Raw genomic sequence first — 26,789 nt, forward strand, 5'->3', positions numbered from 1 at the left:
ACTTGCCTTAACGAGATTACAAGCGATGTTAGATACAAAGCTTAGAAGCAGCATCGCTTCAGGGGAGGCGTTCACGTGAGTAGGACACGGGAGAAGCTGGTTGTCGTCGGCAATGGAATGGCAGGCATTGGAATGCTGGAGCAAATGATTAAGCTTGGCGGTCGTTATGATATTCAGGTTATTGGCAGTGAGCCGCATCCGAACTATAACCGGATCATGCTTTCCTATGTTCTTGAAGGCACGAAGACTGTTGAAGATATTGTCTTGAACGATTGGAGCTGGTATGAGCAGCATGGCATACAGCTTCATACAGGGACGACGGTGACGAGGATCGACACTGAGGCCCGCAAGGTTCATACAGGGTCGGGGCTGGAAATCCCGTATGACAAGCTGATTATTGCCACAGGCTCGAAGCCGTTTATGCTGCCCATCCCCGGCATTGACAAGGATGGTGTTGCCGGTTTCAGGGATATCGCGGACTGTCAACGGATGAGGGAAGCTGCCTCCTCTTACCGCAAGGCCGCCGTCATCGGCGGGGGGCTGCTTGGTCTGGAGGCGGCGAAGGGGCTTGTCAGTCTGGGCATGGATGTAACGGTCGTGCATTTGATGGAGGACCTGATGGAGCGGCAGCTGGATCACCAAGCTTCAGCTATGCTGCAAGCCGAACTGGAACGTCAGGGCATCAAGTTTGCCATGGGCAAGCAGACTGTGGAAATAACAGGCGAGCAGCGGGTAAACGGCCTGCTGTTTAAGGATGGCAGTCGTCTGGATGCGGATTTTGTGGTTATGGCAGTGGGTATTCAGCCGAATACGGCAGTAGCTGCCGGCAGCGGGATGAAGGTCAACCGAGGCATTGTTGTGGACGATTACATGCAGACCTCTCTGCCTGACGTATACGCCGTAGGCGAGTGTGTCGAACATAGAGGTGTGTGTTATGGTCTCGTAGCGCCGCTGTTCGAGCAGGGCCTCGTACTGGCCAAGCGCTTGTGCGGAGTGGATACGAAGCCATATGAGGGCTCTGTTATGGCGACCAAGCTGAAAATTTCGGGTGTGGATGTCTTTTCGGCGGGAGAATTTATGGATACAGACGAGCATACGGTCATTTCGGCAAAAGACGACTGGAAGCGGACCTATAAAAAGGTGCTGCTGCGCGGCAATCAAATCGTCGGCGCCGTGCTGTTCGGAGATGTGAGCGAATCCGCGAATCTGCAGAAGCTGGTGCGGCAGCAGGCCGAGATGAATGATGAGATCTACGGTTCCATTATGGGAACCGGCTGCTGTGGGGGTGGGGCGAAGACGGCTTCGGTGGAAACGATGGCCGACGATGAAATCGTATGCGGCTGCAACGGGGTGACCAAACAGGCGATTGTGCAGGTGATTACGGAGCAGGGTTTGACTACTGTGGATGAGATTAAAGCTTGTACCGGAGCCACCCGTTCATGCGGCGGCTGCAAGCCGGTCGTGGAGGATATTCTCAAATATGTGCTTGGGGACGGCTTTGCGGCTGCGGCCAAAAAAGGGATTTGCGGCTGTACAGCGATGGGCCGGGATGAAATTGTGGCGGAGATCAAAGCGAAGGGGCTGCAGACTGTCCGGGAAGTAATGCATGTGCTGGGCTGGTCCCAGCCGGAAGGCTGCTCCAAATGCCGGCCTGCCCTGAACTATTACCTCGGCATGATTTATCCTGATACGTATGAGGATGAAGCGGAATCCCGCTTTGTCAATGAGCGCATGAGCGCCAATATTCAGAAGGACGGGACATTCACGGTCGTTCCCCGCATGTATGGCGGTGTAACTACGCCGGAAGAGCTAAAGCGGATTGCGGATGTATCGTTAAAATATGATGTCAAGGTCGTCAAGGTAACAGGCGGTCAACGGCTGGACCTGATCGGCGTGAAAAAGGAGGACCTGCCCAAGGTATGGACGGAGCTGGATATGCCTTCCGGTTATGCATACGCTAAATCGTTGCGTACGGTGAAAACCTGTGTCGGCTCCCAGTTTTGCCGGTTTGGAACACAGGACTCCATGAGTATGGGCGCGCTGCTGGAGCGTAAGTTTGAGCGCCTTGATTTCCCGGCGAAGCTGAAGCTTGCCGTCAACGGCTGCCCGCGCAACTGTGCCGAGTCCTGCACCAAGGATATCGGGATCGTCGGCAATGACGGGGGCTGGGAAATCTTTATCGGCGGCAATGGGGGGATCAAGGCCCGGCTAGCCGATTCGCTCTGCAAGGTAAAGTCCGACGATGAACTGGTGGAAATCTGCGGCGCCGTCATGCAGCTGTATCGTGAGACGGCCAATTATTTGGAACGCACCTCCGAATGGGTGGAGCGGATGGGGCTTGACACCGTCCGGGCCCAGGTTGTGGAAGATAGTTCGAACCGGAAAGCCCTCATGGAACGCATCGAGCTCGCCCTTGCCCAGGTTGAAGACCCCTGGAAGAAGCTGCTGCGTGATCCGCACAAGCGAGATCTGCTGTTTGAGCATAAAGAGCCGGTGTTATAGGTGTAAGGAGACAAGAGCACATCTACGGGGAGGAGATTCAATGCAAACATCCATGCAAACAGTTACGGTTGGCTCCATAGCGGAGTTTCAGCAGCGGATCGGGCGGGTTATTCAGCTTTCTGGCCGGGAGATTGTCATCTTCCGGACCTTGGACGAACAGGTGTATGCGGTTGATAACCGCAGCCCGCACCCAAAGGGAGGGCCGCTTGCAGAGGCTATCGTATCAGGCCATTTTATTTATGATCCATTATATGATTGGAAGATTGATCTTGAATCGGGCGAAGTGCAGGCTCCAGACCATGGAAAGGTGCAGACTTATCCTGTGCAGCTGCGGGACGGTCAGATTGTCCTTTCCATACCGCAATAAATCAATGATATGGTTCCCGTGACGCTGGGAAATATCGTTGGCGGAGGAATCTTTGTGGGGATGGCTTACTGGTTTATTTCATCTATCAAGAAGAATGGATAGCTGGGCTTGGAAGAATGAATAGTTTGGCTTAAAAGAGGAATGTCCCAATGATAATGGCGGGGACTTTCCTCTTTTTTGTATTGGTTTTGCATGTTCAGATTCTCGCACGTCCTGCCACTTTATACGTGCCTGAATGAAACCGGCTCGGCAGGTGGGCTTCAAGCTGTCTGGCCGCTTCGCTGAACATTCCGCTGCAGGATGGGCACAAACGGCCTGTATGAACCGGCTGCTGGCATGATTCACAGGGATAAGACAGGTTTTTGTATACACTGGGGAATTTGCCGTTCTTCACCCACACGGTCATGAGGGGGAGCGATACACCTGCTGCTGCGCACACTTCCTCGACAGTAGCGGCGGGATGACGCCACAAATGATCGAAGCAGAGGTCGAGCTGCCGGTCCATTTGGGCAGAGCACGCAGAGCAGAGCTCTCTTAGATTGTTTTGATAGACTGATCCGCAGTTTGGGCAGTTGGAAACTTGCAGCTTCATATCAGTCACCCCTTTTTCCGAATCTGATAATATGTAGTAATATAATACTATGACTTAAAGACTATATCTATGAAAAAAATAGGATATTAACACTAGTTTCTCTGTTTATTTCTCTCTCCTGCAATAGTTTATGCTCCTCGTCTATGAAATATTCCTAGTTTTTTAGAAAAAAAGAGATGCTCCTTCAATCTGCTAGACTGTAAGGGCATCTCTCATATTTATGATGATCTTATTATGGCTAAACGCATTAAATCCGGCAGATTTCTTTTGGACAAAGCTCGCAGTGGCAGATTCCTTGCAGCATTTCGAGATTTGTGATGACGATCATGCCCCCGTCATATTCGACGGCCCCTTTTTTTCGCAGATCGCTCAGCATACGGTTTACGCTCTCACGCGTAGCTCCGATCATATTGGACAGGTCGGTGTGGGTAATTTTTTTGTTGATCACTACATGCTCGCCATGAGGCTCCCCATAAGTGTTGTACAGGCGGATCAGGGTGGAGCACAGGGCGCCTGGCTTGCCATACAGCATAAGGTCGCGGAATTTGGTTTGCGTAATCCGGTGATGCGACCCCATCCATCTCATGAAGTCAATGGCAAAGTCGCAGTGCTGGCAAATGAGAAGCTCCAGATCATGATGATCGATCACACCAACGTCACTGTCTTCCAGAACCTCGGCGGAAAAGCTGTGTTTCGTGCCGAAGAAAGGGTCCGCCTGTCCGATCAGGTCGCCCGTCTGATACATATAGAGAATGAGTTCTTTGCCTTCGTCCGTCGTTTTTGTAACTTTGACACGGCCTTGCTTCAGGTAAAAGATTTTGTCCGACGTGTCTCCTTCCCAAAACAGATGAGCGCCTTCGGGAATATGCCGGTCCTTCATGACCGCGAGCAGTTGATTGAAGCTTCCTGGAGAGAAGCAGACGGTATTGCCTCTGTGTTCGATGACCATTTCAGGGTTTCTCATCTTCCATTTCCCCTTTGTTAATGTCTCTGTTTCACAAATCTGTGTATTTGCAACTTTCGTATTTCAAAATTAATTATATACCCGGGGCGGTGATTTTTGGGGCCATCAAGGAGGCGAAAAGTGGCGAAATTCCAAACTTTGTGATTGTTTTCACTAAAATAAAAATCAAAATTGAATTAATTTGTGAAAAAAATCACATAATTGAAATATCGGCTGTGATACGATCAAACCGTAAAGAGAAACGAAACAAATACAGGGAGGATGAGGGGAATGGCCGTAAAAAATGAGGCAGCCAAAGCGGCGGAAACACAGCAGACGGCAGAGCAGTATATCCAGACATTGATTGACAAGGCGAATGCTGCACAAAAGGCGTTCATGGATATGACCCAGGAACAAATCGACGAAATTGTGCAGGCGATGGCGCTTGCAGGCTTGGATAAGCATATGTACTTGGCGAAAAAAGCTGTTGAAGAAACCGGACGTGGTGTGTATGAGGATAAAATTACGAAGAACATCTTCGCTACCGAATATATCTACCACAACATTAAATATAACAAAACGGTAGGTATTATCGAAGATAACGATTTTGACAGCTTTCAGAAAATTGCCGAACCGGTCGGCATTATTATGGGGATAACTCCGGTTACGAATCCGACATCCACAACGATGTTTAAAGCGCTGATCTCCATCAAGACCCGCAACCCGATCATTTTCGGTTTCCACCCTTCCGCCCAGGAATGCAGCAAGGAAGCGGCCAGAATTTTGCTCGAAGCGGCTGTCAAGCATGGCGCGCCGGAAAACTGCATTCAGTGGATTGAAGCTCCGACCATGGATAAAACGAATGCTCTGATGAATCATCCTGATGTGGCGCTCATTCTGGCAACCGGCGGATCAGGCATGGTCAAAGCGGCTTATAGCTGCGGCAAGCCGGCGCTTGGCGTTGGTCCAGGCAACGTGCCCTGCTTCATCGAAAAGTCCGCCGACATCAAACAGGCCGTAACAGACCTCATCCTCTCGAAATCGTTCGACAACGGTATGATCTGCGCATCAGAGCAAGCCGTTATTATAGAAGAAGCCATTTATGAGCAGGTGAAAAAGCTGATGACCGCCAACGGCTGCTACTTCGTCAATAAGGAAGAAGCTGCCAAGCTGACCAGCGGTGCGATGAATGTGGAAAAATGTGCTGTTAATCCGGCTATCGTCGGCCAGTCTGCTATGAAAATCGCTGAAATATGCGGCATTACCGTGCCAGAGGGCACGAAAATTATCGTGGCCGAGCTGGAAGGCGTAGGGCCGAAATATCCGCTGTCTGCGGAAAAGCTAAGCCCGGTGCTGGCCTGTTATAAAGTAAAAAATGCGGAGCAGGGGATTGAGCGTGCGGCGCAGGTCGTTGAATTCGGAGGTATGGGCCACTCTTCGGCCATCCACTCCCATAATGAAGAAGTGATTCAGAAATTTGCGAACCGTCTGCAAACCGGCCGCATCATTGTCAACTCGCCTTCGACCCACGGCGCCATCGGGGATATCTATAACACGAATCTGCCGTCCCTGACGCTGGGTTGTGGATCGTACGGGCGGAACTCGACCGCGTCCAACGTATCCGCCGTAAATCTGATCAACGTGAAAAGGGTGGCGAAACGTACGGTGAATATGCAATGGTTCAAGGTGCCTTCCAAAATTTATTTTGAGAAAAACTCGACACAGTATCTTGCCAAAATGCCTGACATTTCACGGGTGGCGATCGTTACCGACCCGATGATGGTGAAGCTCGGTTATGTTGACCGGGTAACACATTTCCTGCGCCAGCGTCAGACGCCGGTAGCCATCGAAGTGTTCTCCGAGGTAGAACCGGACCCATCGACAACAACGGTGGAGCGCGGCACGGAAATGATGGCCCGCTTCCAGCCGGACTGCATTATCGCACTCGGCGGCGGTTCGCCGATGGACGCGGCCAAAGGCATGTGGCTCTTCTATGAATATCCGGATACCGACTTCAACAATCTGAAGCAGAAATTCATGGATATCCGCAAACGGATTTACAAATATCCACGTCTTGGCCAGAAGGCGCAATTCGTAGCCATTCCGACCACATCGGGTACTGGCTCGGAGGTTACATCATTCGCGGTGATTACGGACAAAAAGCTGGGCAACACCAAATATCCGCTGGCAGACTATGAGCTGACTCCGGACGTGGCGATCATTGACCCTGAATTCGTATATTCCCTGCCTAAAACCGCTGTTGCTGATACTGGCATGGATGTGCTGACCCATGCGATTGAAGCTTATGTATCGGTTATGGCGAATGACTATACGGACGGTCTGGCGATCAAGGCGATTCAACTGGTATTCCAGTATCTTGAGCAATCGGCATTAACGGGTGACAAGCTGGCCCGTGAAAAGATGCATAATGCTTCAACACTGGCCGGTATGGCGTTCGCCAATGCTTTCCTGGGCATCAATCACAGCCTTGCGCATAAATGGGGCGGACAGTACCATACTGCACATGGTCGTACCAACGCGATTCTGATGCCGCATGTCATTCGTTACAATGCCAAAAAGCCTACGAAATTCGCGTCGTTCCCTAAGTATTCGCATTTTGTGGCGGATGAGCGCTATGCGGAAATTGCCCGCATTCTCGGTCTGCCTGCACAGACGACGGAAGAAGGGGTAAACAGCCTGATCGACGCCATCCGCAAGCTCAACAAAACATTGAGCATCGAAGAGTCGTTCCAGCAGCTTGGCTTTGACCCGAAAGATTTCGAATCACGTGTCGACTATCTGGCAGACCGTGCGTTTGAGGATCAGTGCACCACTGCCAATCCGAAGCTACCGCTGGTCAGCGAACTGGCCGAAGTGTACCGCAACGCTTTCTATGGGCGATTTGACCAATAATAACAGCTGATCTCAAGCAACCAGGCTCTCCCAATGAAGGAGGGCCTGGGCTGCAAATGGGCAAAAATAGACTATGTGATAAAAATCACTTATATTGTGATTTTTATCACATAAGAACAAGCTTCATTATTTTACAATGGAAATGTAAAGAGATCCTGAACAAAATCATGGAGGGATAGACATGTCGGTGATTGAGAGAGAAGTACAGGAACAGCAATCCGGATGGCGCGGGTTTAAAAATGGCAAATGGAGCCGGGAAGTTAATGTCAACCATTTTATTGAGCTGAACATTACTCCATATCATGGCAATGAAGAGTTTCTCGTTGGCCCGACCTCCAATACGACGGCGCTATGGGCGATTATTTCCGATCTGACCAAGCAGGAGCTGGCGAACGGCGGTGTGCTGGATGTCGATGTGGACACCCCCTCAACCATTACCTCCCACAGACCGGGTTACATTGATAAGGACAAAGAACAAATCGTCGGTGTGCAGACAGATGCCCCGTTCAAACGTTCCCTGCAGCCGTTCGGCGGCATACGGATGATGATTGATGCCTGCAAGGCGTACGGTTTTGAAGTTCCGCAAAATATCATAGATATATTTACGAATATCCGCAAAACGCATAATCAGGGCGTGTTTGATGCCTATACGGATGAGATGAGAGCAGCCCGTAAGGCTGGTATTATTACAGGTCTGCCGGATGCGTATGGACGGGGACGTATTATTGGAGACTACCGCAGGGTGGCGCTGTATGGTGTGGATTTCCTGATTCAAGATAAACAAGAGCAGTTGAAAAGCCTTGAAGTAGATGCCATGAGTGAGGAAATCATCCGACTGCGTGAGGAGGTGTCCGAGCAGATCCGGGCGCTGAACGAGCTGAAGCAGATGGCGGCAGAGCACGGCTGTGACATTTCCAAGTCTGCAGTGAATGCGAAGGAAGCTTTCCAGTGGCTGTACTTTGGTTATCTGGCAGCTATCAAGGAGCAAAACGGAGCCGCAATGTCCCTGGGACGTGTATCTTCCTTCCTGGACATTTATGTACAGCGCGATCTGGCTGAAGGAACCTTGAACGAAGAGCAGGCGCAAGAGCTTGTAGACCATTTTGTCATGAAGCTGCGGATCGTCAAATTCCTGCGGACACCGGACTACAATCAGTTGTTCAGCGGTGACCCTACGTGGGTAACAGAATCCATCGGCGGCATGTCCGTTAACGGAGAAACCCGTGTCACCCAAAACAGCTTCCGCTTCCTGCATACCCTGTATAACCTGGGGCCGGCTCCTGAACCAAACCTGACAGTATTATGGTCTGAGCAGCTTCCTGAGTCGTTCAAGAAATATTGCGCCAAGGTATCGATTGAAACGAGCTCCATCCAGTACGAAAACGATGATCTGATGCGCCCGATTTATGGCGACGATTATGGTATTGCCTGCTGTGTATCCGCCATGAAAATCGGCAAGCAGATGCAGTTCTTCGGTGCCCGCGCCAACCTGGCCAAAGCGCTCCTGTACGCCATTAACGGCGGCAGGGACGAAAAATCCGGGGCTCAGGTCGGACCGGAATTCCCGGCCATCACCTCCGAGGTGCTTGATTATGAGGAAGTGATGAAACGCTTCAAGCCGATGATGGAATGGCTGGCAAAATTGTACATGAATACCTTGAATGTGATTCACTATATGCATGATAAATACAGCTACGAACGGATTGAAATGGCCCTGCACGACCGCGACATCCTTCGCACAATGGCCTGCGGCATCGCCGGTCTGTCCGTAGCCGCCGATTCCCTGAGTGCCATCAAATACGCGAAGGTGAAACCGGTCCGCAACGAGCAGGGTATTGCCGTCGATTTCGAGATTGAAGGGGAGTTCCCTTGCTACGGCAACAATGACGACCGTGTCGACAGCCTCGCTGTAGGGCTGGTTGAAAGCTTTATGGGCATGATTCGCAAGCATAAAGCTTACCGTGATGCGACTCCTACGCAATCTGTACTGACGATTACCTCCAATGTGGTATATGGTAAAAAGACGGGAACGACGCCTGACGGACGCAAAGCGGGCGAGCCGTTTGCACCCGGCGCTAACCCAATGCACGGACGCGACAAAAAAGGTGCGCTCGCTTCGCTCAGCTCGGTAGCCAAACTGCCGTACGAACACAGCCTGGACGGAATCTCCAATACGTTCTCCATCGTGCCGAAAGCACTGGGTAAAGAAGAGGAGATCCGTAAAAATAATCTGGTATCCATGATGGACGGCTACTTCGGCAGCAATGCCCACCATCTGAACGTCAACGTGTTTGACCGGGCACAGCTGATGGATGCGATGGAGCATCCGGAAAACTATCCACAGCTCACCATCCGCGTATCGGGTTATGCGGTCAACTTCGTCAAGCTGACACGCGAGCAGCAGCTCGATGTCATCAACCGGACCTTCCACGGTACGATGTAAGCAGACGGAGGGCAAGGAAAAATACACGCACAGCGGATGCGGAAAGAAAGGAAGAGGCAGCATGGTCAAAGGACATATTCATTCACTCGAAACTTTCGGGACGGTTGACGGTCCAGGCATCCGCTTTGTGCTTTTTATGCAGGGATGTCATTTGAAGTGTCAGTACTGTCATAACCCGGATACCTGGGCGCTGGATGGTGGCCGTGAAGCGACGGTAGAGGACATTTTGGCTGAGATTGAGCCGTATTTGTCCTATTATCGAAACTCGGGAGGCGGGCTGACGGTATCCGGCGGAGAGCCTACCCTACAGTGGCATTTTGTTGCTGAACTGTTCAAGGAGGTCAAACGGCGCTGGGGGCTGCATACCACTCTGGACAGCAACGGCTTCAATGATCCGGAACGGATTCACGAGTTGCTGGAGCACACCGACCTGGTGCTGCTCGATCTGAAGCATATCCATGATGAGAAGCATATCAAGCTGACCGGCAAATCCAATGAACGTACACTGCATACGGCACAATGGCTGTCCGAGCATGGACGGAAAATATGGATACGCCACGTCTATGTGCCCGGCATCCACAATGAGGAGCAGGATCTGCTCAACCTGGGACGGTTCATTGGCACATTGAACGGGGTTGAGAAGTTCGAGATTCTGCCCTATCATCAGATGGGCATCTATAAATGGCAGGCGCTGGGCAAAGCCTATCCGCTGGAAGGAGTGCCGACTCCGACGGAAGAGGAGATAGAGCGGGCTTACAGGCTGATTGCGCAAGGGCGCGAGGAGGCGCAAGTGCAGCACCCGGCGGCATGCCGGTAGATTGGGCAGGAGCAAGCAATCATTAATTGATACGATATAAGGAGGACGCAGCAGCGAATGCCATGCTGAACTCCGTATTTTCAAACGCAGCTTCCGGAAGCATCCGGAGGCTGCATTTTTTTGTTTTTCCAGTAAAAACATACGACTGATGCATGCCTGACATGATGAATTTGCTAGACAGGCTAAGGGGAGTGAAGGAATTTATCCCTCAATCCAAGAATTGTTATCCTTACGATGTCACATTGCCTTTTCTATAATGGGTCTTGTAATGGAACAGACATAGAACAAGGAGGTCATTGAGGGATGAGCAAAGGAATAAAAGGGCTGCTCACAGGGCTGCTGCTCGCCGGGCTGTTGGCCGGCTGTAGCGGAGCAGGCACGGAACCGAAAGGTACGGAAAGCAGCGGGGCAACGGACTCGAACGAGCCGTTTGAAATGACCATCCGCCATACCCAGGTGGGCGCAGACAAGCAGCGGCGGCTCGCGATTCTGGAGGATGCAGTCAAACAGGTGGAGGCGGATGTGCCTGGGTTAACGTTTACGCTGGACGGAGTGGATTCCGATGTCAACCGTAAGGAAAAGCTGCGCGGTGAGATGGCTGCCGGCAATCCCCCGGATATTTTTGACCTGTTTGGCAGTCCGGATTCCAAGGTATACGCACAGGAGAGCATGCTGCTTGACCTGACCCCGATTCTGGAGGAGCTTGGCATCCGTGACAGCTTTACCTCCCTGGAGCCGTTTACCTATGAGGGAAAAGTATACGGACTGCCCCTCGGAGGCTCCGGTGAAGGATTCTTTTACAATAAAGCTTATTTCGAGGAAAAAGGGTTGAAGCCACCGCAGACGTTTGCGGAATTGGAGCAGCTGCTGGCCGACATCAAGGCTGACGGCAAAGTGCCGATGGCAGGGGCCTCGAAGGCAGGCTGGGTTCCGCTGATGCTGACCAATCATCTCTGGTCCCGTTATGCCGGGCCGGACATCACGGCCAAGTTTGCGACAGGTGAAGCGAAATGGACGGACCCCAAAGTTGTTGAAGCGTTCGCCAAGCACCAGGAGTGGGTGAACAAAGGATATTTTAAACAGGGAGAGCTTGGCTTTGAGTATGCGGAATATACCACTCAATTTACGAGCGGCGAAGCCATTCTCATGTATGACGGGACCTGGAAATCCTCCGTATTCAAGGAAGGGCAGTCCGGTGAAGGCATGATCGGCAAGGTCGGATTTTTCAATATGCCGCCTGTTGAAGGGGGCACCGGAGATCAGACGGCACTGATGCGGGATGTGAATAACGGATACGGTTTTTCAGCCTCCGTTGCAGAAGATCCGCGCAAGCTGGAGGCTGTCAAGTCGTTCATCAAGCATATGTTCAATGAGCAGATTCAGCTCCGCGGGCTTGTGGAGGACGGAGTTCTGCCTTCGATGAAGCTGGATGAGTCCGTATTGAAAGAAAATATTACCGACGGCCTCATGAAAGAAATTGTCGCGGTATTAAATACAGCACAATCGTCCTTCCCGGCGTTCGACTCGCTCGTGCAAGCGGACGTGACGACAGAAATCAGCAATATTCAGATTCAAAAGCTGATCGGTGGCCAGACCACCCCTGAGCAGGCGGCAGAGCAAATCCAGAAGGTGCAGGATGAAGCAAATGCCGCAGTGCAGTAAGCGGGGAGGCACAGATGAACAAGGCGATGCGCAATCCCGCAGTATATATTGCATTCATTTTTCCGGCTGTGCTGCTTATTTTCATGTTTTTCATTTATCCGATTTTCAGTTCGATCTATTACAGCTTTACGAGCTGGAACGGGGTTTCGGCCCATCCGAAGTGGATCGGAGCGGGAAATTATATCAAGGCGCTGGGGGATGAGCGCTTCTGGCGCTCGGCCCTGAACAACCTCTGGTTCATCGTTTTTTCCATCGGCATTCAGGTGCCGCTGATTATCGTGTTTTCCCTGCTGATCGCAAACGTCAGACGGCTGCAGGGACTGTATAAAACGGCCGTATTTTTGCCCTCGATTATGTCGACGGCCGTGATCGGCATTCTGTGGGGCTTCATCTATGAACCGAATATCGGCCTGATGAACCGGCTGCTTGATCTGCTCGGCATCGGCCCCGTATTTTGGCTGTCTGACGAAAAGTACGCGATGCTGTCCATTTTGATTACGAACGCGTGGCAGTGGACCGGATTTTATATCGTGATGGTGCTGGCGGCCATCCTTGCTGTTCCCAGGGAGCTGGGGGAGGCCGCAGCCATTGATGGAGCCAGCCGTATTCAGCAGTCCGTCCATGTCATTCTGCCCCTGATCCGTCCCATCATCTCGGTCGTTGTGATGCTTTCGATCGCTGGGGCGATGAAGGCGGCGGATATCGTCATCGTCATGACCAAAGGCGGTCCGGCCGGCTCCACGGACGTACTGGCTACTTATATGATCAAATATGCAATCACCAATTTTAAATACGGCTATGGCAACACGGTGGCTGTGCTGATTTTTGCCATTACGCTTGTATTGACGGTCCTGTACCACATGATTTTTGCAAGGCGCAGTGAAAGGGTTGAATTCTGATGAAAAGGGCGAGAACGCTTTGGCTGCCGCACACGCTGCTGATGCTGTATTTGCTGGTGATTCTGTTTCCGTTCCTGTTCGTTCTTTTCTCTTCTGTGAAAACGGACAATAACGCGATTGCGTTGAATCCTTTTGGCATCCCGAATCAATTTGTCTTGTCCAATTATGTGGAGGTATGGGTCAAGGCGAAGATTAGCGTTTATTTCCTGAACAGCCTGTATATTTCCGCACTGAGCGCGGCGGTGTCCATTCTGATCGGCTCCATGCTGTCCTTCGCGGTGACCCGGATGCGCTATCCGAGAGTTGGCAGTGCCGTGTTTGGCCTTGCTCTTATCGGCATGCTCATTCCCAATAACTCTTTATTGCTTCCGATCTACCTGCTCGTCCGCAGGCTGGGCGTTCTCGATACCCATTGGGCCCTCATTATTCCGTATATTGCGAATGCGATTCCATTTACGGTCATTGTGCTGGCGGCGTTCATGCGTTCGCTGGCCTCGGAAGTGGAGGAAGCTGCGGTCATGGATGGGTTGAGGGCTCCGGGAATTTTTGCTAGAATTGTAATGCCTCTAACGGTACCCGCCATGGTCACTGTATTTATCGTGAACTTCCTCGGCAACTGGAATGAATTTTTACTCGCCAATTATTTTTTGTCGACCGACAAGCTGCGTACCCTGCCTGTTGGTATGGTCCAGTTCAGAGACCAATACCAGATGAATTATGCCCAAATGTCGGCTGGCATCGTTTACAGCATTCTGCCTGTGCTGCTGATGTATGCCGTGCTGCAAAAACGAATTATGGAAGGCCTGACAGCAGGTAGTGTCAAAGGATAACCCCGCTTTCGCACGCCTGATCCGCAAGGAGGGACGCCATGACGCTGCGCATGAAGCTTTTTGCCGCTTTTATCGTGCTTATCATCGCACCTATGTGCCTGCTGGGTGCGCTGACCTTGTGGGTTTCGTCGGATGCGGCGGCGCGCAGATACAGCGAGCAGGCCGAGTATGCGCTGAAGGCCATCAGCTACAGCCTGACCGGCGTTTTTGAGGAAATGAACAAGGTAACGGATAACGGGATTGCGACTGCGGTGTTTCATATGGCGCTGTACGCCGATGATCCGGAAAAGCAGAACCTGAATACCGACGGTCAACTGACGCTTAATGACAGTCAGCGCAGCTTCAGAAACCTGCTGTACAACTATCCGGATATCAGCTATGCCTACCTCTATAATTTGCGTGGGAACGGGATGTCCTCCGGGATGGTGTCCATTTTTACGAAAGAAGACTTTACAGCGCTTCCGTTTGAAAGCTTCAAGAAGCATCCCTTATATCAGGAGGTCATGGCCAGGAACGGGAATCCGGTCTGGATCGCTCCCTATGAATATCCCGAGCTCACCGGCTCCGAGCCGGTATTCACCCAGATCCGGTTAGTCAAGGAGCTGAAGCATTTCCGGAACATCGGCATATTAGTGGTGCAGATCAAAAACTGGCAGTTTGACCGGATTTTCCGCAATCTTCGGCTGAATGAGCCGACAGGGAACACGACGTTCATGCTTGCTAATAACAAGGGTTTGATCGTATATGATCAGACAGGGCTTAACAGCGGGAAAAACATGTCTGACCTTATGGAGCATCCTTTCCGTTACGGCAGCGGATATGAAAGCTACAGAACTCCCTTTCAGGGGGATCAAAGCATGATTTCCATCTATCATCTCAAAGACTACCCATGGAGTCTCATATCTGTGACGCCATGGAGCTCCCTCACTGCCGAATCCTCTGTGTACGCCTTTTGGTTCATTATTTTCATGGTTGTCTGTCTTGCCGCCGCCGTCCTGTTCAACATGCTGTTCATGAACCGCATCACCGGTTATATCGCCGTTCTGGTCCGGTTTATGGGCAGGGTGGAGGAAGGGGATTTAAGTGCACGGGTCAAACCCGGAAAAGAGGCTGAACTGCGTGTTCTCGGGGAGGGCTTTAATTCCTTGATGGACAGAATTGGCATTTTGTTTGCCAAAATCAGCTCCGAGCAGGAGCAGAAAGCACGGGCGGAGCTGCGTGTGCTGCAGGCGCAAATCAAGCCCCACTTCCTGTTTAACACGCTGGAATCCATCAATGGCCTGGCGGTCAGGGGAGAGGGGCGCAAGGTCAGTGAGATGGTCATCCGCCTGGCTGGCATGCTGCGCACCAGCATTCAGGAGAGGGAGGAAATTACGCTGGCTGAGGAAATCAGCCATCTGCGGAGCTATCTTGAAATTCAACAATACCGGTTCTCCGGTTTGTTCACGTACGAGATTTCCATACCGGAGGAGCTCAGAGCCTGTCTGGTGCTGAAGCTAACGCTGCAGCCTTTGGTGGAGAACGCGATCCAGCATGGCTTTGAAGGCAGAACGAGCGGCGGAGTGCTGCACATTGCCGTGTGGGAAGAGCAGGGGGACATCATTCTTGAAGCTGCAGATAACGGGTCCGGTATCTCTCCCGAAGTGCTTGAGACGTTCCAATATATGATCAGGGAACAGGATGATTCGGCAGCTGGCAGCCGGTGGTTTGGCGAACAGCGGGGTCTGGGGGTACGCAATGTTGCCGACAGAATCCGGATTCAATATGGGCTCGATTACGGGATTTTCATTTGTTCCCATAAAGACTCAGGAACCGTCATACGCTGTAAAATACCGAAGTATGGCTAAGCGGAGGGAGGAAGCATGATGGTAACAGCACTACTGGTGGATGACGAAAGACCTGTGCTTGATAATCTGGAGAGCATTTTGCCCTGGCACGACATGGGCATTGAAATCTCCGGCACGGCCGGCAATGGGAGGGACGCACTGCGGTTGGCGGAACAAAACAAGCCTGATTTGATCCTTTGCGATATCCGCATGCCGGTCATGGATGGGCTGACCTTCATCGCCGAGCTGCGCGAGCGGGGGATTGACAGTGAAGTCCTTCTGCTGACAGGCTACCAGGAGTTTGAATATGCCAGAACGGCCCTCAAGTATGGGGTGAGAGAATATATCACCAAGCCTATAGATTATGGCATGCTTGAAGATGTGCTGAAATCACTTGCCGCCGAGTTAACCCTGCGCAAGCAAAAAGAGTCCGAGCTGCAGGCGAGAAATCAGGAAATCGGATTCTGGGTCAAGCGGAACCGGATCAGGGAGGTGCTTACAGGAGAAGCCTGGAGCACGTCTTCCCCACCTATTTCTCTGGCGGAGGAAGGGGAGCCGTACGCGCTTTTCGTGGCGGAAGCCTGCATGTACTTTGATCAGACCCGGCAGTGGAACGTTGACCGCAAAAGAGAATGGAACAGGCAGATGTCGGAACGACTGGAGGCCATCTTGCAGACTTGTTTTGTAAGCCCGTTCGTGTTCCAGGTACGGGAAGGGGAATGGTGCGTGGCGATAGAGAGCGTCTTACAGAAAGAATTGCTGTCAGAGCCTGCAGGCTTGCAGGAAATTGCCGAGCAGTTCGCCAGCATTTGTGCCGATTCAGGGATGGAAGGCCGGCTACTCGCACATCCGGGACCTCTGCAGATTTTGGATCTGGCTGCGGTATACCATGCTTCCAGGCATGTTCAGCTGCAGCCGGGGGGGCGGCTGTGTCTGCTGACCGGCGAAGAATATGGCGGAGGCCGCCAAAATGGGGATGCGATTGAGACGGCCAAGCAATATATTGCCGCCCATCTGGCTTCGGACCTGTCGGTGGAGGAGCTGGCGGAATACATCGGCATTAGCGGCAGCTATTTTTGCTATCTGTTTAAAACCCGCTGCGGCATGACCTTCCTGGAGTATGTAACCCGGGAACGGCTGGCTGCCGCCCAAGCGCTGCTCGCGGGAACGAGTTACAGCATTACAGCGATTTGCTCGGCTGTGGGCTACCGGGAACGAAGATACTTCACCAAAGTGTTTCACAAGCATTTCGGGCTGACGCCATCGGAGTACCGTGACCGGCTGCGTGCCGGTGTGCATGCGACAGGATGATGCGTCGGCTGCCATTCTTTTGCATTTCGAGGATCGGGAACTTTCTCCACAGAAGTTCCTCTTTTTACTTTTTCGGCAAAATTCACAGCAACTTTTTACAAACACCAGCGTCTAATAGTATGACTTTTTACGGGGAAGCCAAGAATTTGGTAATAGAAGGAGACAGAGAATGAATCTTAAGAAATGGACGATGCTCACTGCACTGGCCGTATCCCAGGCCGCGGTGGTTATGCCGGCAGCCGCAGCACCGGTTACAGGAGCATCCGAGATCAGTGATCAGCAGGTAAACGCAACGAATGAAGGTGCTGAAGCAGAAGCAACCGATGTGGCTGACGTAACCGGGAGCATCGATGACAGCGCTGATGAGAATGCTCTGACTTCAGAAGAGACAGATACCACGGATTCTACAGATGTTACAGATTCTACAGATTCTACAGATTCTACAGATTCTGTTGAGGATGGGGGACAGAATACGGAAGATGCACCGGGTAATACCAGCGTTACGGACGATGTGTATATTCCTGCTTCAGCCAATCAGCTTATTCTGTACATGAACAGCGCCAAAATGGTGCAGGACGGACAGGTTTATACGGCCACCCAGCCGATGACTGTAAAGGATGGCGTTTCCTATGTTGCCATTCGCTCGCTCGTTAACCGTGTTGGACTGCAATTTTACTATGATACTGCCACCAAGGAAACGGTCATTACCCAGGGAGCACAGGTTCTTCGTTTCAAAACGGACAGCAAGGTTTACACTGTCAACGGTGAGCCTAAACAAATGAAGGGGCCGGCCTTCCAGCAGAAAAACGTATTCATGGTTCCTTTGACATCGATTACCCAGGCTTTGAACATTCCTTACACGGTGGATAATGTCAATAAAACGGTTATTCTCGATCTGGTCTCAAAGCCTGTCGCTTCATTTACGACCAAACCGAGCACAGATATTTATGCTACACAGACTCAGGTTACATACCTGACCCAATCCTCTTCTCCAAGAGGGCTGCCGATTGTTAACGAGCGCTGGGAAGGACGCCAGGATGTGTTCCAGGAGCCGGGTACTTATACGATTACCTATTCCGTTCAGGACTCCTCCGGCCAGTGGAGTGATCCTTACTCGCAGACCATCACGGTCAGACCGCAGAACCAGCCGCCTGTCGCCATGTTTACGACAGACAAAAAGGAATATATGATGGGTGAGAAAATCACCTATACCGATCTGAGTACGGATGATGAGAACCGTATTCAGAAGCGTGAATGGGTGAACAACAAGCTTGCCTTCTTCGAGCCTGGGGAGAAGGAAATCTCCCTGACTGTAACGGACCAGATGGGGCTGACAAGCACTTATACGCAGACCATTACGATTAAGAACGAAACCTTGTATGAAGAAGACGACTTCAACAAGCTGTTCACGCCGTATGGTGATTTGTATGAATTTGACGGCAGTGAAGTGCCACAAATGGAAACTGTGCCGGCTAACGCGACTTCCGGACCACGCTTGCTGATCCGGGCGAACAGTCCGGAGCGGGTGTTCCAGGACGGAATCGTTTATCAGGAGGTTGGCACAGGCAGCCAGCGGATTCTGGCCCATTATGTCAATGAAACGGGCCGCAATGTGAAAATGTACGTGGTGGCCACGAATAACAACATGCTCCCTGCCACCATTAACGTGGAAGCATCCGGTTTCGGGGGACCTAGCCCGTTTGCCACCGCTGCGGGCAAGCTAGGGACGATGCGTTATCTGCAGTCCCTGACCGACGGCACCAAACGCTCCACTACGGTGCTGAATCCGGGCGAAAGCAGAGTGATTTTGCCGGATCTGAGTGCGATCAAAATGAAGCCTGATGAGGTCATTTCCCTGCTGTCGGATTTGAATTCGGACCAGCCGGTGCAATATACTGTAATTATGGTTGAAGAGTCTGCCGATCCGTTGGTGGCGTTCCAGACGCTGCCGAAGCTTGACAAGGACGGTATCCATAACCGTGGTACGTATATGAATGCCGACCGTTCGATCGAGTACACGGAAGAGGTTGGAAGAAAAGCGCAGCGCATCGTCATCGGAGACAACAATGTGGATCCGAACCTGATCGGAACGGACGGCATTGACGGCTCTGCGGCCTCCAACGCCGGCAACTTCGGGGTATTGTACAAAATCAGACTGACCAATGTTGCGCCATACTCCCTGATTACGTTCAATCCGCGCGGAGGCTTGTATTCCGGTTATGCCATGGTTAATAATCAAATTATAGCCGTCGCTAACAATAGTGGAGTAAAGGCGCCGAATGAAAACAGCGTTCTGTACCGTACCGGACATATGGCCGAAAGCGTTGAAATTCACTTTACTGCAGCCGCTGGCAGCAATCTGCCTGTTAATCTGCTGATCCAGCCGCTGCCTGAATACAAGCAACAATAAACAATCAGCAAGCATCCACCGTTAAAAAGTCACTTTTTACAGGCTTGTAAAGGCGTTCCGGGTAGGGGTTCACAAGTGAATCCGGCCCGGGGCGCTTTTCTTGCATGGAACGCAGAGGAGGAAGGTTATGGCGGACGGAAAAAGAATATTGGCCCGCAGGCTGGTGCAGGGACCGATCCATTTCTACCGGCGTGTCATTTCTCCGTTAAAGCCCCCGACCTGCCGTTTTTATCCGACATGCTCGGCGTATGCGCTGGAGGCGATCGAGGTGCACGGCCCAGTCCGCGGCTCTTGGCTGGCTGCAAAACGTATTGGCAAATGCCATCCGTTTCATCCCGGCGGTTATGATCCCGTGCCGCCGACCGTGGCAAACGGCAAAGAGGGGAGCAGCAAGCAAGGCGGGCCTTCTCCCCAGGAATAAGGGCTAAACTTGACAGAGCATCATCGCTTCGCTATATTTTGAGTAATAGTGCGGTTCAAAAAGTCAGGTTTTTAGCACCGAGAAGGTTGGATGAAGCCAGGGACTGAGGAGCGGAGCGTACTTGGAGTACGTGAGCACCGGAAGGCCCGGCTGAATTCAAGATTCGATGTCGAGTTCGCTTCTTGACTTACTTCGTGATCAAAAGATGATTTTTTGAACAACCTCTAATATGATTTTCCAGTGAAGGGATAAGTAAGACACACCGTCCAGTACAGAGAGCCGGGGCAGCTGCAAACCGGTCTGGGGGGCTGTCCGAAGATGGTCCTGGAGGAACTGCTTGCAAGCGACCGCATTTTTTTGCCGGCGTAAGCAAGTAGCGTGTTCCAGCGTTAATGGACGGTCTGAATGGACCGGTGGAGTCCGTCTTCTGCGAGGAAGCGGAGAACATTGGGTGGTAACGCGTGAGTAGACTCTCGCCCCATAAGGGGCGGGGGTCTTTTTTGTCGGCTCACTGCTTTGCAGCCCTGTATCCCGAGACTGGAAAACCGAAATTGAACAAAACTGCAGGAGGGAAAAGTATGGCGAATGAGAACACGTTTTATATTACGACGCCTATTTATTATCCGAGCGACAAGCTGCATATCGGGCATGCTTACACTACGGTCGCTGGTGATGCCATGGCCAGATACAAAAGACTGCGCGGGTATGAGGTCCGCTATTTGACAGGCACGGATGAGCATGGGCAAAAAATCGAGCAAAAAGCGGCGGCAGCCGGCAAAACCCCGCAGCAGTTCGTGGATCATATCGTGGCAGGCATCCAGGATTTGTGGAAAAAGCTGGACATCTCCAATGACGATTTTATCCGCACGACAGAAGAGCGGCACAAAACGGTCGTACAGGACATTTTTGACCGTCTGCTCAAGCAGGGGGATATCTATAAGGGTGAATACGAGGGCTGGTACAGCATTCCGGACGAAACGTATTACACGGAAACCCAGCTTGTCGATGTGATCAAGGACGAAGCCGACAACGTGATCGGCGGCAAAAGCCCGGACAGCGGGCATTCCGTAGAGCTGGTGAAGGAGGAGTGCTACTTCTTCCGTATGAGCAAATATGCAGACCGTCTGCTGCAATTCTATGAAGAAAATCCGGACTTTATCCAGCCGGAATCCCGTAAAAAGGAAATGATCAACAATTTCATCAAGCCTGGGCTGGAGGATCTGGCCGTATCCCGGACGACATTTGACTGGGGCGTTAAGGTAAAAGGAGATCCGAAGCATGTAGTTTATGTGTGGATCGATGCCTTGTCCAACTACATTACCGCCCTCGGCTACGGATCGTCCAATACGGAGCTGTATGACAAATTCTGGCCTGCCAATGTGCACATTGTCGGCAAGGAAATCGTCCGCTTCCATACGATTTACTGGCCGATCATGCTGATGGCACTCGATCTGCCGTTGCCGAAAAAAGTGTTCGCGCATGGCTGGCTGCTGATGAAGGATGGCAAAATGTCCAAGTCCAAAGGCAATGTCGTTGATCCGGTGACCCTGATCAACCGTTACGGCTTGGATGAGCTGCGTTATTATCTGCTGCGCGAGGTGCCGTTCGGTGCGGACGGAACGTTCACGCCGGAGAGCTTCGTAGAGCGGATCAACTCTGATCTGGCCAATGATCTGGGCAATCTGCTAAACCGTACCGTTGCGATGGTTGACAAATATTTTGGTGGCAAGGTGCCGGCTTATGAGCAGGGCGTTACGGAGTTTGACACGGCCCTTGAGAAGATGGCTGGATCGACTTATGCCAAGGTTGAAGAGGCAATGGAAAAGATGGAGTTTTCCGTCGCCCTGACAGCGATTGGACAGTTCATCAGCCGCAGCAATAAATACATTGACGAAACACAGCCATGGGCTCTGGCCAAGGATGAAGGCAAGCGTCGCGAGCTGGCTTCCGTTATGTACCACCTGGTGGAAAGCCTGCGCATTGCGTCCATTTTGCTGCAGCCGTACCTCACCCGCGCGCCGCACAAAATCCGGGAGCAGCTCGGGTTGACGGAAGGGGCGCTTACTACATGGGACAGCGGCAAGCAGTTCGGACTTATTCCCGAAGGCACACAGTTGCATAAAGGAGATCCGATCTTCCCGCGTCTGGACGCCGAGCAGGAGGTTGCATTTATCGTGGAGGCCATGACAGGAGGCGCCAAGCCTGCTTCCACCGAAGCGCCAGTACCAGCCGCTGCCGCTCCGGTGGAAGCGCCGGAGAGCAAGGAAGAGATCGGGATCGAGGATTTCGCCAAGGTGGAGCTGCGTGTAGCCCAGGTCATTGCTTGCGAGCCGGTCAAAAAGGCTGACAAGCTGCTCAAGCTGCAGCTTGATCTCGGTTACGAGCAACGTCAGGTCGTCTCGGGCATTGCGAAGTTCTACACGCCAGAGGAGATGGTAGGCCGGAAGGTAATTTGCGTCACCAATCTGAAGCCTGTGAAGCTGCGCGGAGAGCTGTCGCAAGGCATGATCCTTGCCGCCTCCCAGGGCGATCAGCTCACGCTTGCAACCGTGCCTGACAGCATGCCTAACGGTGCGATTGTGAAGTAATATCTCTCATATTCAGCGGCAGGGGAGCGTATGCTCACATTAAGTGAGTATACAAGCGGGGTGAACATTCTGGATATCCATATCGGCGTAGCTTTTGCGGCAGGGCTTGTGTCATTTGCGTCTCCCTGCAGTCTTCCCTTGTACCCTGCTTATCTGTCTTATCTTACAGGGCTGAACTTTACACCTGTGCAGAAGGTGGCATCCCACGAGCATCGTGTTCGTACGATTACGCATACCCTGGCTTTTGTCATGGGATTCTCGGCTGTTTTTTATTCGCTTGGAGCAGGGGCCGGTCTGCTCGGGTCCTGGTTTTACATGCACAAGGACGGGCTGCGCCTGATTTCGGCCCTTCTGATGATGACCATGGGTCTTGTTGCACTCGGCTGGCTGAGACCCCTGCCTTTAATGAAGGATTATCGCTTGTCCACAGCCCGCAGGCCGGCCGGTTATATAAGATCCTTTGCAGTCGGGATTGGGTTTGCGGCCGGCTGGTCCCCTTGCATCGGTCCCATGCTGACGGCGATTATCGCCCTGGCTGCGGTTGAGCACAGCACATGGTTTCTGCTCGTCACAGGTTATGCGGCCGGCTTCGCGCTACCGTTCTTTATTCTTGCTTTCTACGCCGGGAAAATCCGGCCCCAGGCCCGCTACAGCTCGGTGCTGATGAAGCTTGGCGGATTGATGCTGCTTGCCACCGGCATGCTGCTGCTGACGGATCACTGGAGCAGGCTCTCCTTGTTCCTGCAGCGCTTTAACCCTGAATGGCTTATGTAATAACAATTTGAGCTTTTGGAAAATGCACGAACAAACGCTCTGCGATCAGCTCGCGCAGAGCGTTTTGCTGTTTAGTTCGCCGCATGAATCCCGGCAAACGTGGGCATACAAGGGGTAAAGGGGCAGGACTTGCCAATAGGTAATGAGAACATGTATCATTATTTAAGCAGTCATACGGCGGACAAGCGATGGTTGGAATAATAGAAATGAGGGAAGCAGATGCCAACGCCTAGCATGGAGGATTATCTGGAAAGGATTTACAAGCTCATTGATGAGAAGGGCTATGCCCGTGTATCGGATATTGCGGAAGGACTTGAGGTCCACCCTTCATCAGTCACCAAAATGATTCAAAAATTGGACAAGGACGATTACCTGGTGTATGAGAAATACCGGGGGCTGATCCTTACCCCGAAAGGAAAAAAGGTCGGCAAGCGTCTGGTGGATCGCCATCATCTCCTTGAACAGTTTCTCGGCATGATCGGGGTCAGTGAAGAGCATATTTACCAGGATGTGGAGGGCATTGAGCATCATTTAAGCTGGGATTCCATCACTTGCATTGAAACGCTGGTCGAGTTTTTTGAACAGGATGCGACCAGGCTGCAGCAGCTGCGCGACCTTCAGAAAGAAACGGCTGAAGAATCTTAAACGGGTATCCGTCCGCAGGGGCAGATGCTTTTTATTTTGCTGCTGGCGCAACATCCTTTGGCAAATTACGTCTATCCATTATATAAATAGAGAGCGCTGCATATACATAGCGTGAAAAAGGGACAAGACAAGCTTTTGGAGGTTTTCGAGCATGAAGCGTTTTTTGAAATGGTTTATCGTCGGTTTGCTGGTGGTGCTGACCTTGCAGACAGAGTCATGGCGGGTGCTGGCGACCCCGGCCAGGGACATCACAATCTATCTGGATGGAGCGAAGCTGGATTCAGACGTATCGCCGTACATAAAGCAGGCTGACAATGTCACCATGGTTCCTTTGCGAGTGATCAGCCAGGGACTGGGCGCACAGGTGGGGTGGTCGCAACCCACATCCACGGTAACCATCACCGGCAATAGCAAAGTGCTGTCCATGACTGCCGGCTCCGGCTCGGCCATCGTTGACGGAGCGAACGTGCCGCTGGACAGTGCTGTGGAAATGAAATATGGAAGAGCTATGGTGCCCCTTCGTTTTATAGGGGAAGAATTGGGGCTGAAAGTGAACTGGGATGCCGCAGCAAGGACGATAACCCTGTCAAGCGGAGCAAACGTTAACGTTCCTGCTTCCGGGGAGCAGAATGAAACCGGGACGGAGGTTGGCGCTTCCGAGTCCATGAGAGGGGCCTGGGTGTCCACTGTAAATGGGGACTGGCCTTCGACAAAGAACAGCATGGCTGCGCAGCAGCAGGAATTTACCAGCCTGCTGGATGATCTCGCCGGTATGGGAATCAACGCTGTTTTCGTTCAGGTAAGGGCAAGTGCGGATGCGACCTATCCGTCCGATACGGTGCCTTGGAGCAAATATTTGACCGGTGTACAGGGAAAATCGCCGGGTTATGATCCCCTTGCTTTTATGATTGAGGAGGCACATAAACGGGGAATGGAATTTCACGCATGGTTCAACCCGTTCAGAGCGAGCACAACCGCCAGTACGGCAGGGCTTGCGGCTAACCATGTTGCGGTTCAGCATCCTGACTGGATTGTGAACAATGGGTCTCAGCTTTATATCAACCCGGGCATCCCTGCCGCAAGAGAGCAGGTTATCGATGATATCATGGAGGTTGTGAACCAGTATGATATCGACGGCGTGCACCTGGACGACTACTTTTATCCTTACAGCGGGACCTTTAATGATGACTCCACTTATGCCTCTTATAACGACAGTGGTCTGAATAAGGGGGACTGGCGCAGGGATAACATCAACCGTTTCGTCAAGGAGCTTGGAGCAGCGATTCATGCGGCCAAACCGGACTCGCAATTCGGCATCAGCCCGTTCGGGGTATGGCGCAACAAAGCGGATGATCCGACAGGCTCCGACACACGCGCAGGGGTTACGGCCTATGGTACAACTTATGCTGATGTCCGTACATGGATCAAGGAAGACTGGGTGGACTATGTCGCTCCGCAAATTTACTGGAGCATCGGTTTTTCTGCGGCCGCCTATGATAAGCTCGTTTCCTGGTGGTCCGACGAGGTAGAGGGAACGAACGTCAAGCTCTATGTCGGTCATGCCCCATACAAGCTCGGAACCTCGGAACAGGGCTGGCAGACCGCGCAGCAGATTATTGACCAGTTAAAATGGAATGAGAATTATTCCGGGGTTAAAGGCGATATTTTCTTCAGTGCACAGTATTTGCGGAAAAACCCGCTCGGACTTATTACGCTTTTACAGTCTTATTATAACGAATAAGGTCATAAACTGGCCCCCGTGCTCATACATAAGCAGTGTAGCGATTGTCAACTGCTGCGGAGAGAACGGGGGTTATTCATATGCTGATTAATGCGGTGTTTCAAGGCGGTGGAATGAAAGGCATATCCCTGGCCGGCGCTGTGAATGCGGCTGAACAAAACGGAGTCGAATTTAACCGGGTGGCAGGAACATCCTCTGGGGCCATCGTAGCTTCTCTGGTTGCGGCGGGTTACACGGCGCAGGAGATGAAGGAGGTTATTGAAACGACTCCTTTTGTCAGGCTGCTGCACCGTTCCCCTCTTTTTAACGCAAAATGGGTTGGACCTGCCGCCCGGATCTGGCTAAAGAAAGGGCTTTATTCGGGGGAGGCTCTGGAACAGTGGGTTAGAGGGCTGTTAAAAGCGAAGGGAATCCGGCGCTTTGGCGACCTTGCTCCAGGCAAGCTTCGTTTAGTAGCCTCCGATATTACCAACGGGCGTATTATGGTGCTGCCGGACGATATGGAGCGTTTTAATGTGGAACCGTCTTCATTCGAGGTAGCCAGAGCGGTTCGTATGAGTACAAGCATTCCTTATTTTTTCGATCCGGTGATGCTGCGCCTGAATGCCAAAAAGGCCAGGGGCAAGCCCTTTGCCGGACAGTTTGTTTTTATTGTGGACGGAGCCATGTTAAGCAATCTGCCCTTGTGGCTGTTTGATCAGGAGCGGGCAAAGACGGCCGAAGCCATTCCGACGGTAGGCTTTCAAATGGTCGGAAAAAACGACACCAAAACCTCATTTATCCGCGGACCGCTCAGCATGCTGCAGGCCATTATTGATACGATGCTCTCGGCGCATGATGAGCGTTATATCGAGCAGGAGAACCGCTTTCGTACGGTGAAAATCCCTACGCACGGCGTACGGACGACCCAATTCGACATCACTCCCGAGCAGAGCGAGATGCTGTACGCTTCAGGTCTGCAGGCGGGCAATGACTTCTTTCGCAATTGGAGCATCACTTCTTATCAGCTGCAGTTCAAAAAACTGAAGCTTCCGTAAGAGCGGATTTTTGTGTGAACCAGCAGCAAAAAAAAGCACCTGACCGTTTAGGAAACGGTCAGGTGCTT

19 protein-coding genes and 1 pseudogene are annotated in these 26,789 nt (G+C 52.0%); 18 read left to right on the forward strand and 2 right to left on the reverse strand.

Annotated features, from left to right (window positions below; translation table 11 throughout):
* Positions 1–75 precede the first annotated feature (75 nt).
* The 3 genes and pseudogenes from nirB to ACE5LO_RS03695 form a co-directional block, all read left to right on the forward strand.
* Positions 76–2,502: a nitrite reductase large subunit NirB gene (gene nirB / locus ACE5LO_RS03685; protein WP_375518706.1), complete on the forward strand. Its 2,427-nt coding sequence runs from the start codon at positions 76–78 to the stop codon at positions 2,500–2,502.
* A 40-nt stretch (positions 2,503–2,542) separates the two neighbouring features.
* The gene (gene nirD, locus ACE5LO_RS03690) at positions 2,543–2,869 is read left to right on the forward strand and encodes a nitrite reductase small subunit NirD (protein WP_375518707.1); all 327 of its coding nucleotides are present in this window, start codon (positions 2,543–2,545) and stop codon (positions 2,867–2,869) included.
* Positions 2,870–2,971 (forward strand): annotated as a pseudogene (locus ACE5LO_RS03695) (nitrite transporter NirC); the annotation flags it as partial.
* Positions 2,972–3,065: 94 nt separating this feature from the next.
* Here the strand turns inward: ACE5LO_RS03695 and ACE5LO_RS03700 are convergent.
* Both ACE5LO_RS03700 and ACE5LO_RS03705 read right to left on the reverse strand, forming a co-directional pair.
* Positions 3,066–3,461 carry a hypothetical protein gene (locus ACE5LO_RS03700; protein WP_375518708.1) on the reverse strand — a complete coding sequence of 132 codons (396 nt, stop codon included), beginning with the start codon at positions 3,459–3,461 and terminating at the stop codon, positions 3,066–3,068.
* Between the two features lie 247 nt (positions 3,462–3,708).
* Positions 3,709–4,425, reverse strand: a complete 717-nt coding sequence (locus tag ACE5LO_RS03705) for a Crp/Fnr family transcriptional regulator (protein WP_375518709.1) — start codon at positions 4,423–4,425, stop codon at positions 3,709–3,711.
* 270 nt (positions 4,426–4,695) lie between these two features.
* Between ACE5LO_RS03705 and adhE the strand changes: the two genes are divergently transcribed.
* The 15 genes from adhE (at position 4,696) to ACE5LO_RS03780 (ending at position 26,721) form a co-directional block, all read left to right on the forward strand.
* Positions 4,696–7,317, forward strand: a complete 2,622-nt coding sequence (gene adhE / locus ACE5LO_RS03710) for a bifunctional acetaldehyde-CoA/alcohol dehydrogenase (protein ID WP_375518710.1) — start codon at positions 4,696–4,698, stop codon at positions 7,315–7,317.
* Positions 7,318–7,498: 181 nt separating this feature from the next.
* Positions 7,499–9,760 carry a formate C-acetyltransferase gene (gene pflB / locus ACE5LO_RS03715; RefSeq protein ID WP_375518711.1) on the forward strand — a complete coding sequence of 754 codons (2,262 nt, stop codon included), beginning with the start codon at positions 7,499–7,501 and terminating at the stop codon, positions 9,758–9,760.
* A gap of 61 nt (positions 9,761–9,821) precedes the next feature.
* Complete coding sequence (pflA, locus tag ACE5LO_RS03720; RefSeq protein WP_375518712.1) at positions 9,822–10,577, forward strand: pyruvate formate-lyase-activating protein; 756 nt, start codon at positions 9,822–9,824, stop codon at positions 10,575–10,577.
* A gap of 303 nt (positions 10,578–10,880) precedes the next feature.
* Positions 10,881–12,239: an extracellular solute-binding protein gene (locus ACE5LO_RS03725; protein ID WP_375518713.1), complete on the forward strand. Its 1,359-nt coding sequence runs from the start codon at positions 10,881–10,883 to the stop codon at positions 12,237–12,239.
* Positions 12,240–12,253: 14 nt separating this feature from the next.
* On the forward strand, positions 12,254–13,138 hold the full coding sequence (locus ACE5LO_RS03730; RefSeq protein WP_375518714.1) for a carbohydrate ABC transporter permease: 885 nt from the start codon (positions 12,254–12,256) through the stop codon (positions 13,136–13,138).
* Complete coding sequence (locus ACE5LO_RS03735; RefSeq protein WP_375518715.1) at positions 13,138–13,968, forward strand: carbohydrate ABC transporter permease; 831 nt, start codon at positions 13,138–13,140, stop codon at positions 13,966–13,968. Before ACE5LO_RS03730 ends, ACE5LO_RS03735 begins: the two co-directional genes overlap by 1 nt.
* Before the next feature lie 38 nt (positions 13,969–14,006).
* On the forward strand, positions 14,007–15,815 hold the full coding sequence (locus ACE5LO_RS03740) for a cache domain-containing sensor histidine kinase (protein ID WP_375518716.1): 1,809 nt from the start codon (positions 14,007–14,009) through the stop codon (positions 15,813–15,815).
* Positions 15,816–15,830: 15 nt separating this feature from the next.
* Positions 15,831–17,105: a response regulator transcription factor gene (locus ACE5LO_RS03745; RefSeq protein ID WP_375518717.1), complete on the forward strand. Its 1,275-nt coding sequence runs from the start codon at positions 15,831–15,833 to the stop codon at positions 17,103–17,105.
* A 169-nt stretch (positions 17,106–17,274) separates the two neighbouring features.
* A complete protein-coding gene (locus ACE5LO_RS03750; protein ID WP_375518718.1) occupies positions 17,275–19,515 on the forward strand; it encodes a copper amine oxidase N-terminal domain-containing protein in 2,241 nt (746 codons plus the stop codon).
* Positions 19,516–19,642: 127 nt separating this feature from the next.
* Positions 19,643–19,936: a membrane protein insertion efficiency factor YidD gene (gene yidD, locus ACE5LO_RS03755; RefSeq protein ID WP_375518719.1), complete on the forward strand. Its 294-nt coding sequence runs from the start codon at positions 19,643–19,645 to the stop codon at positions 19,934–19,936.
* Between the two features lie 578 nt (positions 19,937–20,514).
* Positions 20,515–22,524, forward strand: a complete 2,010-nt coding sequence (gene metG / locus ACE5LO_RS03760) for a methionine--tRNA ligase (protein WP_375518720.1) — start codon at positions 20,515–20,517, stop codon at positions 22,522–22,524.
* Positions 22,525–22,590: 66 nt separating this feature from the next.
* On the forward strand, positions 22,591–23,298 hold the full coding sequence (locus tag ACE5LO_RS03765; protein ID WP_375518789.1) for a cytochrome c biogenesis CcdA family protein: 708 nt from the start codon (positions 22,591–22,593) through the stop codon (positions 23,296–23,298).
* Positions 23,299–23,517: 219 nt separating this feature from the next.
* On the forward strand, positions 23,518–23,943 hold the full coding sequence (gene mntR, locus ACE5LO_RS03770) for a transcriptional regulator MntR (protein ID WP_375518721.1): 426 nt from the start codon (positions 23,518–23,520) through the stop codon (positions 23,941–23,943).
* A gap of 151 nt (positions 23,944–24,094) precedes the next feature.
* The gene (locus tag ACE5LO_RS03775) at positions 24,095–25,684 is read left to right on the forward strand and encodes a family 10 glycosylhydrolase (RefSeq protein ID WP_375518722.1); all 1,590 of its coding nucleotides are present in this window, start codon (positions 24,095–24,097) and stop codon (positions 25,682–25,684) included.
* Positions 25,685–25,764: 80 nt separating this feature from the next.
* Entirely contained in the window at positions 25,765–26,721 is a 957-nt protein-coding gene (locus tag ACE5LO_RS03780; RefSeq protein WP_375518723.1) for a patatin-like phospholipase family protein, read from the forward strand.
* Positions 26,722–26,789: the final 68 nt, after the last annotated feature.

Source organism: Paenibacillus medicaginis, assembly GCF_042138635.1.
In the GTDB taxonomy this organism is placed as follows: Bacteria; Bacillota; Bacilli; order Paenibacillales; family Paenibacillaceae; genus Paenibacillus; species Paenibacillus medicaginis.